The following is a 15,952-nucleotide window of genomic DNA, read 5'->3' as shown; positions in this document are numbered from 1 at the left end:
ATCATGCAGGAAAGCGAATTGAAGGACGAAGGGCTGGAACAGCAGCCTGTGGCAGAGGCTTCGGAACAGGTGACGCTAAGGGAACAGCTTCTGAAAGCCTTCCCGGAACTTGAGGGAGAACCCGCCGTTGTACGCTATCCGGCTTCCGAGGCTGTCTGGGACTATGCCAAGGCGTCCTTCGGGCTGGTGTTCTCTGCCGTTCTGCTGTCCCTGACTGCGGCGCACTGGTTGGGGTTGCTTGTTTTTGGCGGCCTTCTTCTGCTTTTTGCGATCTACGGGCTCAATGCTTTCAAGCGTCACAAGTCTTCCTTTGCCATTTCCGCTGATGGAGTGGCATCCCGCAGCATGCCTGCCGTGATGCTGCGCTGGGACGATGTTGGCCGCGTGGCCTTGCGCTATTACGGCAAGCCCTTGAAGCAGAAAAGCGAACCTGTCGATCGGGCCAAGGGAGTTATGGTGCTGACGCTGGAAGGGCGACGTGACGGACAGGGAAAACCGCTGAAAATGGCGTTTGAGTCATCCATTGAAAATTTTGAGGGCCTGCTTCGTCTTGCCCTGCTGGTGGCCAGAGCTGCTCAACTGGAACTGGATGCAACCACTCTGGCCAACGTGAGCGATCTCGGGCTGGATGAGGAGCAGAGCTGAAGGCCGCAGGCTCCCGAAGCTGTTTTAACTGTCTTGTGCCCCGGATCAGGCTGCAACGTTCTGTTTCAGAGCGCTGCTTCCATAATATTGTTCTATATCAAAAGTTTATTATATTTTTCCCTATTTTTTGCCTCATGCTTTGTAACCAAAAGGGACGATTCTGTAACTCTATAGTCGTGGACAAAATCTGATGGATGCGTTTGCCTGAGCGGAGTTGAGAGGCACTCACTCTGATTGAGGTGGCGCATATGAATTGTCGTGACAAATTGGAGGTTGAGGCAGAAATCGGATGCTCTTTGGTGATGCGGGACAGGATGGAAGCACTTCATGACAGACGCCTGAATGAAGGCAGGCAGGACAGTGGTGATTCCTGCATGGGCGGGGATCCCGCAGGCCGGAGTGTCGCCGGAGACCCGAGGTTTTTCGCTGGCTTTATGGAGGCATTCCTGCAGTCCATTGTGGTGACAGCGGTGGTTTTTACTCTGGTTTTGCTGGTGCTCTGGGCGGTTGTGGCGCTGACCTCGGTCCCTGCCTCGGCCGGGGAAATGGTTTTCCGCCGCGGGAACGGGGCCGAGCCGGGCAGTCTTGATCCGCAAATCAGCGAGGGAGTGCCCTCGGCCAATATTCTCAGGGATCTCTTTGAAGGACTGACGGCCTCCGACGCAAAGGGCGAGATCGTTCCGGGGCAGGCAGAAGCCTGGACCGTCAATGAAGACGGAACCAGATATATCTTCAAAATCAGAAATGATGCTTTCTGGAGCAATGGCGATCCGGTTACTGCCGGGGATTTCGTCTATGCCTGGCAGCGGGCGCTGGCGCCTGCGACCGGGTCCGAGTATTCCTTCCTGCTGTTCCCGATTAAAAATGCCCGTGCCATTGCCAGTGGCGAGATCACGGACCTTTCCCGCCTCGGGGCAAAGGCTCTCGGGAACAAGACGCTGGAGGTCCATCTGGAAGGTGCGGTGCCCTATTTGCTGGGAATGCTCAACCACTCCGTCGCCTATCCTGTTCACCGGAAAACGGTTGAAAGTCATGGCGAGCAGTGGACCCGACCCGAAAACATGGTTTCGAACGGGGCCTTCGAACTGGTGGAATGGACACCGCAATCCCGCATTGTTCTGAAGAAGTCGGACCATTACTGGGATCGTGAAGAGGTGAAGCTGGACAAGGTTCTGTATTATCCGATTGAAAATGCCGCGTCCGAACTCAAGCGCTACCGGGCAGGGGAACTGGATGTGACCGGCGGGGTGCCGCTGGACCAGATCCGGTGGGTTCGGGAAAATCTGGGGGATGAATTCAGGGTCTCGAATTCTCTCAGTGTTTTTTATCTGGGCTTCAATATGACCAGGCCGCCCTTTGACAATGCAAAGCTGCGCGAGGCTTTCTCCCGCGCTCTCAACAGGGACATCCTGACAGAGAAAATTATTCTGGAATCAGCACCGGCCTACAGCTTTGTTGTTCCCGGAGTGAACGACTACGACCCGGTTTTCCTCGAATTCAGAGAGCAGGAACAGGCGCAACGGGATCTGGAAGCCTACGGGCTTTATCAGGAGGCGGGCTATTCCAGGGACAATCCGCTGGAAGTGGAGCTGCGCTACACCACCAGTGAAAACGGAAAGAAGCTGGCCGTTGCCATTGCGAGCATGTGGAAGAAGGCGCTGGGCGTAAAGGTCAATCTGGTGAACGAGGAATGGAAGGTCTTTCTGGAAACCATCAAGCGCAAGAGGGAAACCGAGGTTTTCATGATGGGCTGGGTTGGGGATTACAATGATGCCAACACCTTTCTTGAACTCTGGGCTTCGTCTTCCGGGCTGAACAACACCGGCTTTTCGGATCGGCGCTTTGACAAGTTGCTGGAAAGGGCGGGGCAGGAGCTTGACCGGAACAGACGCAAGGCCCTGCTGGCTGATGCAGAGCGTGTCTTTCTGGAAAGCCATGCCGTCGCACCGATGACACACGGGAAATCGCGCCATTTGATCAAGCCCTACGTCAGGGGCTGGCATGGAAATGTGATGGACCACGTGCGATCCCAGTACATCTCTGTCGAGAAATGAACAAGGAAGAGACCTGCTTGGAGACAAAAGCTGTCCCCGGAGTTTTTGCTGTGTCTAAGTCATTGCTTTTACCTCAATAAATCAAAAATAAAACCTTGGAGTGTGACAGGCGATGATGTGAAAAAAGTGATCAGAAGATCAAAAGACGGCCCTTTTGTATCGAAAGAACAGGGGGTCTCCGGAGGCTGGATCAGACAGCCAAAAAGTGTCGCGGGTAATTTTATTGCTCTGGACAAAAGCCTGTTATTGGGTTTTGCTTGAAATGTTAAGAAGCAAGAAAAACTGCTGGCCTCGGTTGCAGGACCGGCAGAATTGAACAGGAACAAATTGTAATACAATCAATTCGAATAGACGGGAGGTTCTGGCTATGACTGGAATACTGCGTAATGATTCGGTGTGTTTTTCTCGTAAGGGTTTTCTTCGGGGCGTCAGGCGCTCGCTGATCGGGATGGGAGCTTTGGCTCTTGCTTCCGTTTCTGTCGTGTCGTCTGCTTCGGCAGAAATGGTTTTCCACCGCGGAAATGGTGCGGAGCCTGGCAGCCTTGATCCGCAGATCAGCGAAGGGGTTCCCTCGGCTCATATCCTGCGAGATCTTTTTGAGGGGCTGACGGCCGAGCATGCTGACGGAACGATCATTCCGGGGCAGGCTGAAAGCTGGACCGTCAGTGAGGACGGAACAAAATACACCTTCAAAATCAGGGATGATGCGCGCTGGAGCAACGGTGATCCGGTAACCGCAGGGGATTTTGTCTTTGCCTGGCAGCGCGGGTTGGCGCCGGCAACAGGATCCGAATACTCCTTCCTGCTGTTCCCGATCAAGAATGCCCAGGCTATTGCCAGTGGCGGTATCAAGGATCTGGACCAGCTTGGTGCAAAGGCTCTGGATGACAAGACTCTGGAAGTCCAGCTTGAAGGCCCTGCGCCCTACCTGCTGGGCATGCTCACGCACTCTGTGGCCTATCCGGTTCACAAGGGGACCGTTGAAGGCAACGGCGAACAGTGGACCCGCCCTGAAAACATGATTTCGAACGGAGCTTTCAAACTGGTTGAGTGGACACCGCAATCCCGCATTGTCGCCGAAAAGTCCGACAGCTACTGGGACAGCGGCAGTGTGAAGCTGGACAAGGTGGTTTTCTATCCGACTGAAAGTGCCGTGTCCGAACTGAAGCGCTATCGTGCCGGTGAACTGGACTGGACCTACGAGGTTCCAAACGACCAGATCAGGTGGATCCGTGAAAATCTGGGGGATGAGTTCGAGGTTTCCAACTACCTCGGCACCTACTACTACGGCTTCAACATGACAAAGCCGCCCTTCAACGACCCCAAGCTGCGCAAGGCTTTCTCCCTGGCGATCAACCGTGACATTCTGGCCTCGAAAATCCTGACTGCGGGTGAGGTTCCCGCCTATGCTTTCGTGGTTCCCGGCGTGAACGGCTATGACTCTGTCTATGCTGATTTCAAGGATATGGATCAGGCGGCACGCGACGCTGAAGCCTACAAAATCTATCAGGAGGCAGGCTTTTCAAAAGACAATCCGCTGGAAGTGGAGCTGCGCTACAACACCAATGACAACCACAAGAAAATTGCGATTGCGATCGCCAGCATGTGGAAGAAAGCACTGGGTGCAAAGGTCAACCTCGTGAACGAGGAGTGGAAAGTCTATCTGGAAACCCGCAAGCAGAAAGAGGTCACACAGGCCTTCCGCGCAGGCTGGATTGGCGATTACAACGACCCCAATACCTTCCTGGAACTCTGGCTGTCTGATTCCGGTTTGAATGACACCGGTTTCGACGATCCCAAATTTGACAGCCTGATGAAGCAGGCGAGTCTCGAGCAGGACTTTGACAAGCGCAAGCTGCTGCTGGCAGAGGCAGAACAGATTTTCCTGGATGCCAATGCAGTCGCACCAATCTACCACTATGTGACAAAACGCATGGTAAAGCCCTACGTCAAGGGTTGGCATGGCAACGTGATGGATCACGTCAGATCCCAATACATCACCATTGAAAAATAACCTTTGAACCGCATGAAGACTGCTCCGGGGCTTTGGCTCCGGGGCAGTTTTCATACGTCAGGACAATGCGATGCCAACCTACATTCTCAAGCGTTTGGCAGGGGCGATTCCGACTCTTTTTGTGATCGTTACCCTGGCCTTTTTTCTGATTCGTTCAGCACCCGGAGGCCCCTTTGACAAGGAGCGGTCCGTTCCACCCGAAGTCGAGGCCAACCTGAACGCCGTTTACCATCTGGACAAGCCCCTGTGGGAGCAATACCTCCTCTATCTCGGGAAAGTTCTCCAGGGGGATTTCGGGCCTTCCTTCCAGTACCGGGATTTCAGCGTGACAGAGCTGATTACCAATGGCTTCCCGGTTTCCCTGACCCTCGGAGTGAGCGCCATCGTTCTTGCGCTTGTTCTGGGCACCCTGTTCGGAGCCATTGCCGCGCTCAGGCAGAACACTGTGACAGACTACAGCGTTATGGCTGGTGCCATGACCGGCATCACGATCCCCAATTTTGTCATGGCTCCGCTTCTCACCCTTGTTTTTGGTGTCTATCTCAACTGGCTTCCTGCCGGAGGCTGGGGTGACGGATACCGGCAGGCCATCTTGCCGATCATTGCACTTGCCCTTCCCCAGATCGCTATTGTGGCGCGCTTGACGCGGGGATCAATGATCGAGGTCCTGCGCTCCAACTTTGTCCGGACTGCCCGGGCCAAGGGACTTCCCGAGCAGTTGATGATTGCCCGGCACGCGCTCAAGGCGGCGCTCTTGCCGGTGGTGTCCTATCTGGGCCCGGCTTCGGCTGCCGTTCTGACAGGTTCTGTCGTGGTCGAGCAGATTTTCGGTATCCCCGGAATTGGTCGTTACTTTGTCCAGGGGGCACTCAACCGTGACTACACGCTCGTGATGGGTGTGGTGATCTTCTACGGTTCGCTGATCATCCTCTTTAATCTGCTGGTCGATATCCTCTATGGCCTGCTTGATCCGAAAGTGAGGATGAGCTGATGAGTCTGGACCAACTTTCCAAAGAGACTGCTGTGCAACAGCGCGAAGGCGAAGAGATTCAGGGACGGAGCCTCTGGGATGATGCCAGGCGCCGCCTGCTGACCAACAAGGCCGCTGTTGCCAGTATGGTGATCCTCACGGTGATGGTTGTTGTCGCTGTTGTGGGCCCCTGGCTGCATCCGCACCTTTTTGACGAGGTTTACTGGGACTATATCCAGGCCCCGCCCGACTGGGAGGCGGGGTTCTATTTCGGCACGGACACCAATGGTCGCGATCTTTTTGTGCGGACGCTTTACGGAATCCGCATCTCCATGATGGTTGGCCTGATTGCGACGGCTGTTTCCCTCGTGATCGGGGTGACCTATGGCGCCATTGCCGGGTACATCGGCGGGCGCACCGACCATATCATGATGCGCATCGTGGACATCCTTTACTCCATGCCCTTCATGTTTTTTGTCATTCTGCTGATGGTGATCTTCGGGCGGAATATCTTCCTGATTTTCGCTGCGCTCGGGGCTGTCGAATGGCTGACAATGGCCCGTATCGTGCGTGGTCAGACCCTCTCCATCAAGAACCGCGAGTTTGTCGAGGCAGCCAGGGCAACAGGTGTCAGCAGTTTCAGTATTATCCGGCGACACATCATTCCCAATGTCATGGGACCGGTGATTGTCTACGTCACCCTGACAATTCCGGGTGTCATTCTGGTTGAATCCTTCCTGTCCTTCCTCGGACTGGGGGTGCAGGAGCCCATGACTTCGCTGGGTGTCCTGATTTCCGAAGGGGCACAACAGATGGAATCAGCCCCCTGGACCCTGCTGTTCCCGGCAACAGCGCTGGCGCTCATTCTCTTTTGTTTCAACTTCATTGGCGATGGTCTGCGCGATGCGCTCGACCCGCATGATCGCTAAAGGAGGTTCACTATGGCAGATCAGATTATTCTTGAGGTCGAGGGGCTCTCTGTCGACTTTGAAACACCCGAAGGCCCTGTGACCGCTGTGCGCGATCTTCATTTCAGGGTTCATGCCGGTGAAGCGCTCGGGGTGGTCGGGGAGTCAGGTTCGGGCAAGAGCCAGACCTTTCTGTCCATCATGGGGTTGCTGGCCTCGAACGGAACGGTTCGCGGCAGCGCAAGGCTGCTGGGACAGGAACTGGTGGGGCTGGATGTCAAAAGCCTGAACAGGATCAGGGGCGAGAGCATGTCCATGATCTTTCAGGACCCCATGACGTCGCTCAATCCCTATCTCAAGGTTTCGAGGCAACTCACAGAAGTGCTGGAACTCCACAAGGGCTTTTCGAAGGAACAGGCCCGAAGGACAGCACTGGAAATGCTGGAGCGAGTGGGAATTCCCGAGGCATCAAAGCGCTTTGACATGTATCCGCACGAGTTTTCGGGCGGGATGCGCCAGCGCGTGATGATTGCCATGGCCCTGCTGTGTGAACCGGCCCTGCTGATTGCGGATGAGCCGACAACGGCGCTGGATGTGACGGTCCAGGCACAGATTCTGGATCTGATTCGCCAGATCAAGGATGATTTCGGCACGGCTGTGGTGATGATCACGCACGATCTGGGTGTCATCGCCAATATCTGCGACCGGGTGAATGTCATGTACGGTGGTCGCGTGGTGGAGCAGGCCCCCATTCTTTCCCTCTTTGACGATCCGCGCCATCCGTACAGTCAGGGGCTTCTGGCTTCTTCGCCCTCGATGGAGAACTCTGTGGAGGAGGGATACGAGCTTGTCACCATTCCCGGTCAGCCCCCCAATCTCCAGCGGTTGCCAAAGGGCTGTTCCTTTGCACCGCGCTGTAACCATGTGAAGCAGCGCTGCCTGCTGGATCAGCCCCCCGACTTCATGCTGGAGGGGAACCGGATGTCAGCCTGTTTCAGGGAGAGTGCGTCATGAGCGAAGTTTTAATGGATGTCCAAAATCTCTCGGTCTATTTCAAGGTGCCGAAGGGAGGCCTCTTTGGGGGGACAGCCGACCTGAAGGCCGTGAATGATGTTTCCTTTCAGGTTCGCAAGGGGGAAACCCTGGGTATCGTTGGTGAATCAGGATGTGGCAAGTCGACTTTGGGGCGTGCAATCCTGCATCTGATCGAGCCGACAGATGGCTCTGTCCTCTGGATGGGGGAGGCTCTGGATGAGCTGTCTTCAAGAGAGTTGCGGGCGGTTCGCTCCGATTTGCAGATCATCTTTCAGGACCCTCTGGCGTCGCTCAATCCGCGCATGACAATCGGGGAGATCATCGCAGAGCCCCTGATCACGCAGAAACCCGAACTGTCAAAGGACGATGTTCGCGAGCGCGTGCGGAGCATGATGGGCAAGGTCGGGCTCCTGCCGGAGCAGATCAACCGCTATCCGCATGAATTCTCGGGCGGACAGTGTCAGCGGATCGGGATTGCCAGAGCCATGATTCTGGAACCGAAGCTGGTTGTGTGTGACGAGGCTGTCTCGGCGCTGGATGTTTCGATTCAGGCCCAGATCATCAACCTGCTGATGAAGCTTCAGAAAGAGTTCGGGCTGAGTCTGATCTTCATTTCCCACAATCTGAGTGTGGTGCGCCATATTTCCCAGCGCATCATGGTTCTTTATCTGGGCAAGATCATGGAGCTGGGCGCGCGTGACCTGATTTGCAGTGAACCTCAGCATCCCTACACCCAGGCGCTGATTGCATCGGTGCCGTCTCCTGATCCGCGAAAGGAAAGAAACCGGGAACGCATCACCCTTGGCGGAGATTTGCCAAGTCCGCTAGCACCGCCTTCCGGCTGTGTGTTCCGGACACGTTGTCCCTACGCGGAAGAACGCTGTGCCCGCAAGATTCCGCTTCTTGAAGAGAGGGGAGAACGGACAATCGCCTGTCACCGCGGAGGATAAAACAGACTGGAAAGTGAAATTCATGACCTTTTGGAAGGTGCAAGGCTGCTGATGGGCCTTGCACCTTCTTTTTTTTATGCATTAAAGTTTAACAGACATTTTGTATGCAGGTCGGATCAAACCGATTGCGGGTAGACGCGTTAAAGCGAAAAGGGATAGCAGGGTGGACGATCTGCTGAGAATTGAAGACCTTCGGGTCTCTTTCCGGTTGCCGGAGGGGGATCTGCAAGCGGTTAAGGGCGTGTCGTTTCGCATTCCTGAAGGCAAAACAGTTGCTCTGGTCGGCGAATCAGGGTCGGGCAAGACCGTTGTTTCCCAGGCCATCATGCGGTTGCTGCCCCGTGCAGCCTATATTTCCGGCGGGCGCATCCTGTTCAGGGACAGGCATTGCGCCGGTGGGGAAACGAAGATCGTCGATCTGGCCTCTCTCGCGGCCGATGGCAGGGAGATGCGGTCCATCCGCGGAGGCAGTATCTCCATGGTCTTCCAGGAGCCCATGACGTCGCTGTCTCCGGTCCATACGGTCGGTGACCAGATTTGCGAAGCCCTGATGATCCACCGCAACGTTTCCGGAGAAGAGGCGCGCAAGATCGTTCTGGACATGCTGACGCTGGTCGGCTTTCCCGATCCGCTCAAAACCCTTGATACCTATCCTTTCGAGCTTTCAGGGGGCCTGCGCCAGCGCGCTGTGATCGCCATGGGACTGGTCTGCCGCCCCTCGCTGCTGATCGCGGATGAGCCGACAACGGCACTGGATGTGACAATCCAGGCCCAGATTCTCAAGCTGATGAAGGATCTCCAGAAAGAACTGGGGATGTCAATCCTGATGATCACGCACGATCTGGGTGTGGTCGCCAACATGGCCGATGAAGTTGTGGTCATGTATCACGGGGAGATTATGGAAAGCGGCGATGTGCAGGACATCTTTCAAAATCCCGGGCATCCCTATCTGAAGGCTCTGCTGGCCGCTGTTCCGCGCTTTGACATGGAGCCGGGCGAGCGTCTGGTTCCCATCCGGGAGATCAAACCGGATGGGAACAATCCAATCCTGCGGACCAAACGGGACCGCTCGGTTCACCATTCGGCCCAGACCTCTGCGATTCTCGAGATCAAAAATCTCACCAAGACCTACAAGACGCGCAAGGGCGGGATGTTCAAAAAGGAAGAGGACGCGCCGCGTGTTCTCGCCGTCGATGACATTTCCTTTGAGGTGCGCCGGGGGGAATGCCTTGGTCTGGTTGGCGAAAGTGGCTGTGGCAAGACCACCCTGTCCAAGATCATTATGCGGGCGCTGACCCCGGACAACGGGTCGATCAAGTTCTATGAACCGGACGGCACCGAACGCGATGTGCTGTCCATGGACGGTGATGAGCTTTTCGGTTTCCGCGAGCGCATGCAGTTCATGTTCCAGGACCCTTTCAGTTCCCTCAATCCGCGCATGACCGTGCAGGATCTGATCGGCGAACCCCTTCTGATCCACGGAATGAAAGACCGCACGGAGCGCCGGGAAATCGTGGCGGCCCTGATGGATGTCGTCGGGCTGTCACCGCTGCACATGAACCGTTATCCGCACTCCTTCTCGGGCGGTCAGCGCCAGCGTATCGGCATTGCCCGCGCACTGGCGCTTCAGCCTGATCTGCTGATCTGTGACGAGCCGGTTTCCGCGCTGGATGTGTCCGTGCAGGCGCAGGTTCTGAACCTGCTGACCGATCTGAAGGAAGCTCTGGGGCTGACCTATATCTTTATCAGCCACAATCTGGCTGTTGTGGATTACATCGCCGATCGTATTGCGGTCATGTGCCGGGGCCGTCTGGTGGAGCTGGCGCCAAAGGCCCAGCTGTTCCGCAATCCGGTTCACCCCTACACCAGGGCTCTTCTGCGTGCCGTCCCCGAGCCCGACCTGCACAATCTGCTCAACCTCAATGATTTGATGGAAGGCAAGGCCTCGATCCCCGAACTCTGGCCTGCACCCTTTACTGTTGATGGAGAGCACAGGGCGGTCATGATCGATCTGGGCGAAGGGCACTATGTCCGTGCACATGAAGGGCATGGACCGGATCTGATGGAATATTGCGAAACAGGTGATTGTGTTGATGAAGGCGCGGCCCTGAAACAGGAAATCGAGAACAGGCAGGGACCTGGTCCGGGAGAGAGCGTGCGCTGATGCTGAATTATATTATCAACCGCATCCTGACGATGATCCCGACGCTGCTGGCGATTTCGATCATCATCTTCACCATTATCCAGCTGCCGCCGGGCGACTTTCTGGAAACCCAGATCGCCGAGATGCAGGCCCAGGGGGAAAACGTTGATCTGGAAAAGATCGAATACCTTCGCAAGGAGTACGGTCTTGATCAGCCACCCTATCTGCAATACCTCGGCTGGATTGCCGGCTTTGTGCAGGGTGATCTCGGCTATTCCTTCGAGCACGAGCTGCCGGTCACAGAGGTGATCGGGGACCGGATGCTTCTGACACTGGTGGTGGCGTTCGCCTCGACGATTTTCACCTATGTTGTGGCCTTCCCGATCGGCATCTATTCCGCGGTCAAGCAGTACTCGGTCGGGGATTATATTGTCTCTGTCGTGGGCTTTATCGGTCTGGCGACGCCGAACTTCATGCTGGCGCTGATTCTGCTCTATTCCGCAAATGTCTGGTTCGGAACCTCCATCGGCGGGTTGATGGACCCGCAGTATGTCGGCGAGCCCTGGAGCTGGAGCAAGGTCGGTTCTGTGCTCGAGCATCTCTGGATTCCGGTTGTTGTGATCGGGACTTCCGGAACGGCGGGCATGATCCGTCGCCTGAGAGCGAACCTGCTCGACGAACTGAGCAAGCAGTATGTGGTGACGGCACGGGCAAAGGGTCTCAGTCCGATCCGCATTCTGATCAAGTATCCCCTGCGTCTGGCCATCAACCCCTTTATCGCTGATCTGGGCTCCATCCTGCCGTCGCTGTTCTCGGGCGCGGTGCTGGTCTCCTTTGTCATGGGGCTGGAAACAAACGGGCCGATGCTGGTCAAGGCCCTGCAGTCGCAGGATATGTTCCTGGCAGGTTCCTTCCTGATGTTCGAGGCCGGCCTTGTTGTGCTGGGGGTGTTTTTGTCTGACCTGATGCTGGCGGCTGTTGATCCGCGGATCCGTCTGGGTGGAGGAGCTTCGAAATGAGCCAGTCTGAACAAGGCAAGCAGGACAAGCTGCCCCATTACGTCAACACAGCGGTTTTTGATCCCCATTCGGTCACTGCCCTGACCCCTGCACAGGAACGCTACTACACCGCATCCCAGTGGCAGATCATCTGGTGGAAGTTCAAGCGGCACAAGCTGGCGCTCTATTCCGGGATCATTCTGCTGTGCATGTACCTGATTGCCGCGCTGGCAGAGGCTGTCTCACCTTATGCCCTGCACAGCCGTCACATCGAACACATCTATGCGCCGCCCCAGGCCATCCACTTCTTCCATGAGGGGGAGCTCAGAACACCCTTTGTCTATGGCTTTGACTACGAGCTGAACATGGAGAATCTGGAGCGGGTCTACACACCCGATACCAGCGATATCCAGCCTTTGCGCTTCTTCTGCAGCAATCCCGGGGAAGCCTATGAGTTCTGGGGACTGTTCAAGGCTGATTTCCACTTTGTCTGCCCGGCGGAGGGAGGAACCTTCTTCGTCTGGGGCACAGACCGTCTGGGGCGTGATATCTTCAGCCGGATTATCTATGGCTCACGCATTTCCCTGACCATCGGTCTGATCGGTGTGGCGATTTCCTTCGTTCTGGGAACGGTGCTGGGTGGCCTGGCCGGCTACTACGGCGGCTGGATCGACAACTCCGTCCAGCGCGCCATCGAGGTGCTGAAATCCTTCCCCGAGCTGCCGCTGTTCATGACGCTTTCCGCCCTGCTGCCTGTGTCCTGGAGCCCGCTGGGGGTCTTCTTCGGAATTTCGGTGATCCTCGGTCTGCTGGACTGGCCCGGACTGGCGCGGGCGGTGCGCTCCAAGCTGCTCAGTCTGCGCGAGGAGGATTTCTGTACCGCCGCCCAGTTGATGGGGGCCTCGAATGCCCGCGTGATCGGGCGCCATCTTCTGCCATCCTTCAGCAGTCATCTGATTGCCTCGATCACCCTCGCGATCCCGACCATGATTCTGGGCGAGACAGCGCTCTCCTTCCTCGGACTGGGGCTGAGACCGCCTGTGACCTCGTGGGGCGTTCTGCTCAACGAGGCCCAGAACATCAACGCTGTGGTGCTCTACCCCTGGCTTCTGCTGCCTGTCCAGCCCGTCGTGCTGGTGGTGCTCTGCTTCAACTTCCTCGGCGACGGCCTGCGCGATGCTGCCGATCCGTACAAGTCGTAATCCCTGCTGAAGACCGGGTGTTGTCACCGAAGACTCTTTGAGCCTTCTGCCTCTGAAGTCCTGTCCTTACCCCAGCATGTGCTGCAGGTAGGTCAGGGCATCGGGGATGTCGAAGACGAAGGAAAAGAGGATCACGGCGGTGATCCAGCCGCTCCAGAGGCTGTAGAAGCCTGGTTTGGCGAGGAAGGGCCTGCGGGTAAGCAGGATGTAGAGCGCTGGTGACCAGGTGACGATGTGAACCAGTGCCAGCAGGCCCCCCAGAGGCAGAAGTCCGAAGGCCTTGACCAGGATCTGAACGGCGACAAAGGTGGCGACGATCCCGCCAACAACCCAGCGGGCTTCGATTTTTTTCCAGACAAAAACCAGTCCCAGGGCAAAAGACCCCAGCATGACCATGAGCCAGTGCTGCACCCATTCCGGCGTGTTGGCGCGGCCTTCCTCGTCAAAGATCTGAAGGGCGCCGGGGCCGTGTTCATAGGCAATCAGGGCACCGTTTGAGGTGTCCTGTGCCGGAGCTGTTGTGGCGATGCCTGCCAGAAGCAATGTGCAGAGCAGGACAGAAAGGAAAGACTTGATCATGACAGCACCCGGAGCTTTGTGTTGAATGGGGGGCTCTGGAGCAGATGCCCCCTGTGAAAAGGTCGTATGCGTATGCGTATGCGTATGCGTGAAAGTGGATTCTATTCGACGCCACCGCAGACCGGGCAGGCCGGATCGCGTCTGGTGTTCATGCTGTGGAACTGTGCATCCAGTGCGGAATAGAGCATCAGGCGACCGGACAGGCTCGTGCCGATGCCCAGCAATTCCTTGATCACCTCGACGGCCTGCAGGCTGCCCATGGTGCCAGCCAGCGCACCGAAAACACCGACATCCGCGCAGGAATCACGGCCGTCCGGCTGGTCGTTGCCAAAGAGGCAGCGATAGCAGGGATTGTTGCCCGGCTCGTGGGCCTTGATGGTGGTGATCTGTCCGTCAAATCGCAGGATGGCGGCAGAGACGAGGGTTTTCTTCCGGGCAAAGCAGGCGTCGTTGAGCACATAGCGCGTGGCAATGGTGTCACAACCATCTGCAACCAGATCGTAGTCCGCAATGATCTCTTGAGCATTGTCCGCAGTGATCCGGGTTTCGTGGATGACTATCCGGAGATCGGGATTGAGAGCCTGCAGACGTTTCTGCGCCGAAGCCACCTTGGTGGTGCCGAGAGACTCTTCGGAGTGAACAATCTGGCGCTGAAGATTGGAGCGCTCGACACTGTCGTCATCGACAATGCCGATGGTGCCGACACCTGCGGCTGCAAGATAGAGCAGCAGGGGGGAGCCAAGCCCTCCTGCGCCAATGACCAGAACGGAAGAGTTCAGGAGCCTGAGCTGACCGTCTTCCTCGACTTCCGGAAGGACCAGATGACGGGCGTAGCGTTCCATCTGTTCATCGGTCAGGTCTTCAAGCTGTGTCATGGGTCTTCCGTCGTGCTGGGCGACCTTTCGCGCCGGTTACTCGGCAAAAAGATCGGTGCTGAGATAACGTTCTGCAAAGGAGGGCAGGATGGTCACGATGGTCTTGCCTTCCATTTCCGGACGCGCGCCGATTTCCAGAGCGGCTGCAATGGCAGCACCGGAGGAAATTCCGACGGGCAGGCCTTCACTGGAAGCTGCCTCGCGCGCGGTGCGGAAGGCGGTATCGTTGCCGATACGGATCACTTCGTCAATGAGGTCGGTATTCAGGATCGGAGGCACGAAACCCGGGCCAATGCCCTGGATCTTGTGCGGACCGGGCTGTCCACCGGAAAGAACAGGGCTGTCTTCCGGCTCGATTGCGACCATTTGTACCGACGGTTTGCGGGCCTTGAGAACCGCGCCGATTCCGGTCAGGGTTCCACCTGTACCGATACCGCTGATTACAACGTCCACCTTGCCGTCTGTGTCCTGCCAGATTTCCTCGGCCGTTGTCAGCTCGTGAATGCGCGGGTTGGCTTCGTTCTGGAACTGCATCGGCATCACGGCACCGGGAATTTCCTCCAGCAGTTCCTGGGCGCGTCGAACCGCACCGCCGATGCCCAGCGGTCCTTCGGTCAGAACAAGCTCGGCCCCCAGATAACGGAGCATCTTGCGGCGTTCCTCGGACATGGTTTCCGGCATGGTGAGAATCAGGCGATAACCCTTGGCCGCACAGACGAAGGCGAGCGCAATTCCGGTGTTGCCACTGGTTGGCTCAATCAGCGTGCTGCCCTCCCTGATCAGGCCCTTTTGCTCCATATCCTCGATCATCGCGTAACCGATACGATCCTTGACAGAGGCCAGCGGGTTGAAGAACTCGCACTTGCCGAGGATGTCGGCTTTGACACCCTCCTTTTCAGTCATTTTCCTGATGCGAACCAGAGGTGTGGCGCCAATGGTGTCCAGAATGGAATCGTATACGCGACCACGTGGCGGGGTCGGGAGAGACATGGAGCTCATGGTGATCCTTTACGGGCTATTCGGTCTTTGGAATTTTATAACTCCATATTTAACAATGATTTCCGGGAAAACCAGATGTTTTTGCCTTCAATGACAAAAGGTCACTGTTAAATGCTGAAGTCCGGCATAATGGGTTGCGCCTCGCTTGTGATATTCTTGCGGCGGGCATCATCACAGAGCTGCTCGACCGTGATCCTGTCAAAGCGCTCCATGATTTCCTGCTGCACATCCAGCCAGAGCGGTCGCACAACCTTGATGCCGATTTCGGAACCTTCCATTTCACTGGCCGGATCAGCAGAGCTTTCCAGATCGCGGACAATACGGATGATTTCCCCCACGGAAATGCGGCGGCGTTCGCGCGCCAGACGGTAACCGCCCTTGGGACCACGCTGCCCGGCCAGAATCTCGTGATGGACAAGCTGCTGGAGAACCTGTTCCAGATAGCGCCGGGGAATGCCCTGGCGGCGGGAAATGTCTGAGGATCGCACAGGACCTGTTCCTGCGTGGTAGGCAATATCAACCACAGCTTCGATGGCAAAGAGCAGCTTTTTTGATAAACGCAACATTGACCTCGGTTCCT

At 56.6% G+C, this 15,952-nt stretch carries 14 protein-coding genes; 10 read left to right on the top strand and 4 right to left on the bottom strand.

Annotated features, from left to right (window positions below):
• Positions 1 to 3 precede the first annotated feature (3 nt).
• The 10 genes from AAAH10_RS04385 to AAAH10_RS04340 all read left to right on the top strand — a co-directional run bounded on the left by AAAH10_RS04385 (position 4) and on the right by AAAH10_RS04340 (position 12,919).
• Positions 4 to 645: a hypothetical protein gene (locus AAAH10_RS04385; protein WP_343560907.1), complete on the top strand. Its 642-nt coding sequence runs from the start codon at positions 4 to 6 to the stop codon at positions 643 to 645.
• Between the two features lie 314 nt (positions 646 to 959).
• Positions 960 to 2,699: a peptide ABC transporter substrate-binding protein gene (locus AAAH10_RS04380; protein ID WP_343560905.1), complete on the top strand. Its 1,740-nt coding sequence runs from the start codon at positions 960 to 962 to the stop codon at positions 2,697 to 2,699.
• Between the two features lie 367 nt (positions 2,700 to 3,066).
• Complete coding sequence (locus AAAH10_RS04375; protein WP_343560903.1) at positions 3,067 to 4,713, top strand: peptide ABC transporter substrate-binding protein; 1,647 nt, start codon at positions 3,067 to 3,069, stop codon at positions 4,711 to 4,713.
• Between the two features lie 70 nt (positions 4,714 to 4,783).
• Positions 4,784 to 5,704 (top strand): oligopeptide ABC transporter permease OppB, encoded by a 921-nt coding sequence (oppB, locus tag AAAH10_RS04370; protein WP_343560901.1) that lies wholly within the window; start codon positions 4,784 to 4,786, stop codon positions 5,702 to 5,704.
• A complete protein-coding gene (locus AAAH10_RS04365) occupies positions 5,704 to 6,612 on the top strand; it encodes an ABC transporter permease subunit (RefSeq protein WP_343560898.1) in 909 nt (302 codons plus the stop codon). Before oppB ends, AAAH10_RS04365 begins: the two co-directional genes overlap by 1 nt.
• Before the next feature lie 12 nt (positions 6,613 to 6,624).
• Positions 6,625 to 7,605 carry an ABC transporter ATP-binding protein gene (locus AAAH10_RS04360; RefSeq protein WP_343560896.1) on the top strand — a complete coding sequence of 327 codons (981 nt, stop codon included), beginning with the start codon at positions 6,625 to 6,627 and terminating at the stop codon, positions 7,603 to 7,605.
• Positions 7,602 to 8,576 (top strand): ABC transporter ATP-binding protein, encoded by a 975-nt coding sequence (locus tag AAAH10_RS04355; RefSeq protein WP_343560894.1) that lies wholly within the window; start codon positions 7,602 to 7,604, stop codon positions 8,574 to 8,576. The genes AAAH10_RS04360 and AAAH10_RS04355 overlap by 4 nt, the downstream gene beginning before the upstream one ends.
• Positions 8,577 to 8,739: 163 nt before the next feature.
• A complete protein-coding gene (locus tag AAAH10_RS04350) occupies positions 8,740 to 10,740 on the top strand; it encodes an ABC transporter ATP-binding protein (RefSeq protein ID WP_343560892.1) in 2,001 nt (666 codons plus the stop codon).
• Positions 10,740 to 11,738, top strand: coding sequence for an ABC transporter permease (locus AAAH10_RS04345; RefSeq protein WP_343560889.1), 999 nt, complete (start codon positions 10,740 to 10,742; stop codon positions 11,736 to 11,738). Before AAAH10_RS04350 ends, AAAH10_RS04345 begins: the two co-directional genes overlap by 1 nt.
• On the top strand, positions 11,735 to 12,919 hold the full coding sequence (locus AAAH10_RS04340) for an ABC transporter permease (protein WP_343560887.1): 1,185 nt from the start codon (positions 11,735 to 11,737) through the stop codon (positions 12,917 to 12,919). The genes AAAH10_RS04345 and AAAH10_RS04340 overlap by 4 nt, the downstream gene beginning before the upstream one ends.
• Positions 12,920 to 12,985: 66 nt before the next feature.
• On the opposite strand, the gene AAAH10_RS04335 is transcribed toward AAAH10_RS04340, so the two are convergent.
• The 4 genes from AAAH10_RS04335 to AAAH10_RS04320 form a co-directional block, all read right to left on the bottom strand.
• Positions 12,986 to 13,498, bottom strand: coding sequence for a hypothetical protein (locus AAAH10_RS04335; RefSeq protein WP_343560885.1), 513 nt, complete (start codon positions 13,496 to 13,498; stop codon positions 12,986 to 12,988).
• A 101-nt stretch (positions 13,499 to 13,599) separates the two neighbouring features.
• A complete protein-coding gene (locus AAAH10_RS04330) occupies positions 13,600 to 14,373 on the bottom strand; it encodes a HesA/MoeB/ThiF family protein (protein ID WP_343560882.1) in 774 nt (257 codons plus the stop codon).
• 36 nt (positions 14,374 to 14,409) lie between these two features.
• Positions 14,410 to 15,372, bottom strand: a complete 963-nt coding sequence (gene cysK / locus AAAH10_RS04325; RefSeq protein ID WP_343560880.1) for a cysteine synthase A — start codon at positions 15,370 to 15,372, stop codon at positions 14,410 to 14,412.
• A 107-nt stretch (positions 15,373 to 15,479) separates the two neighbouring features.
• A complete protein-coding gene (locus tag AAAH10_RS04320) occupies positions 15,480 to 15,938 on the bottom strand; it encodes an RrF2 family transcriptional regulator (protein ID WP_343560878.1) in 459 nt (152 codons plus the stop codon).
• Positions 15,939 to 15,952: the final 14 nt, after the last annotated feature.

The organism is Carbonatibacter coralli (genome assembly GCF_039592655.1).
In the GTDB taxonomy this organism is placed as follows: domain Bacteria; phylum Pseudomonadota; class Alphaproteobacteria; order Kiloniellales; family Kiloniellaceae; genus Carbonatibacter; species Carbonatibacter coralli.
This window is presented reverse-complemented; position numbering and strand designations above follow the sequence as displayed.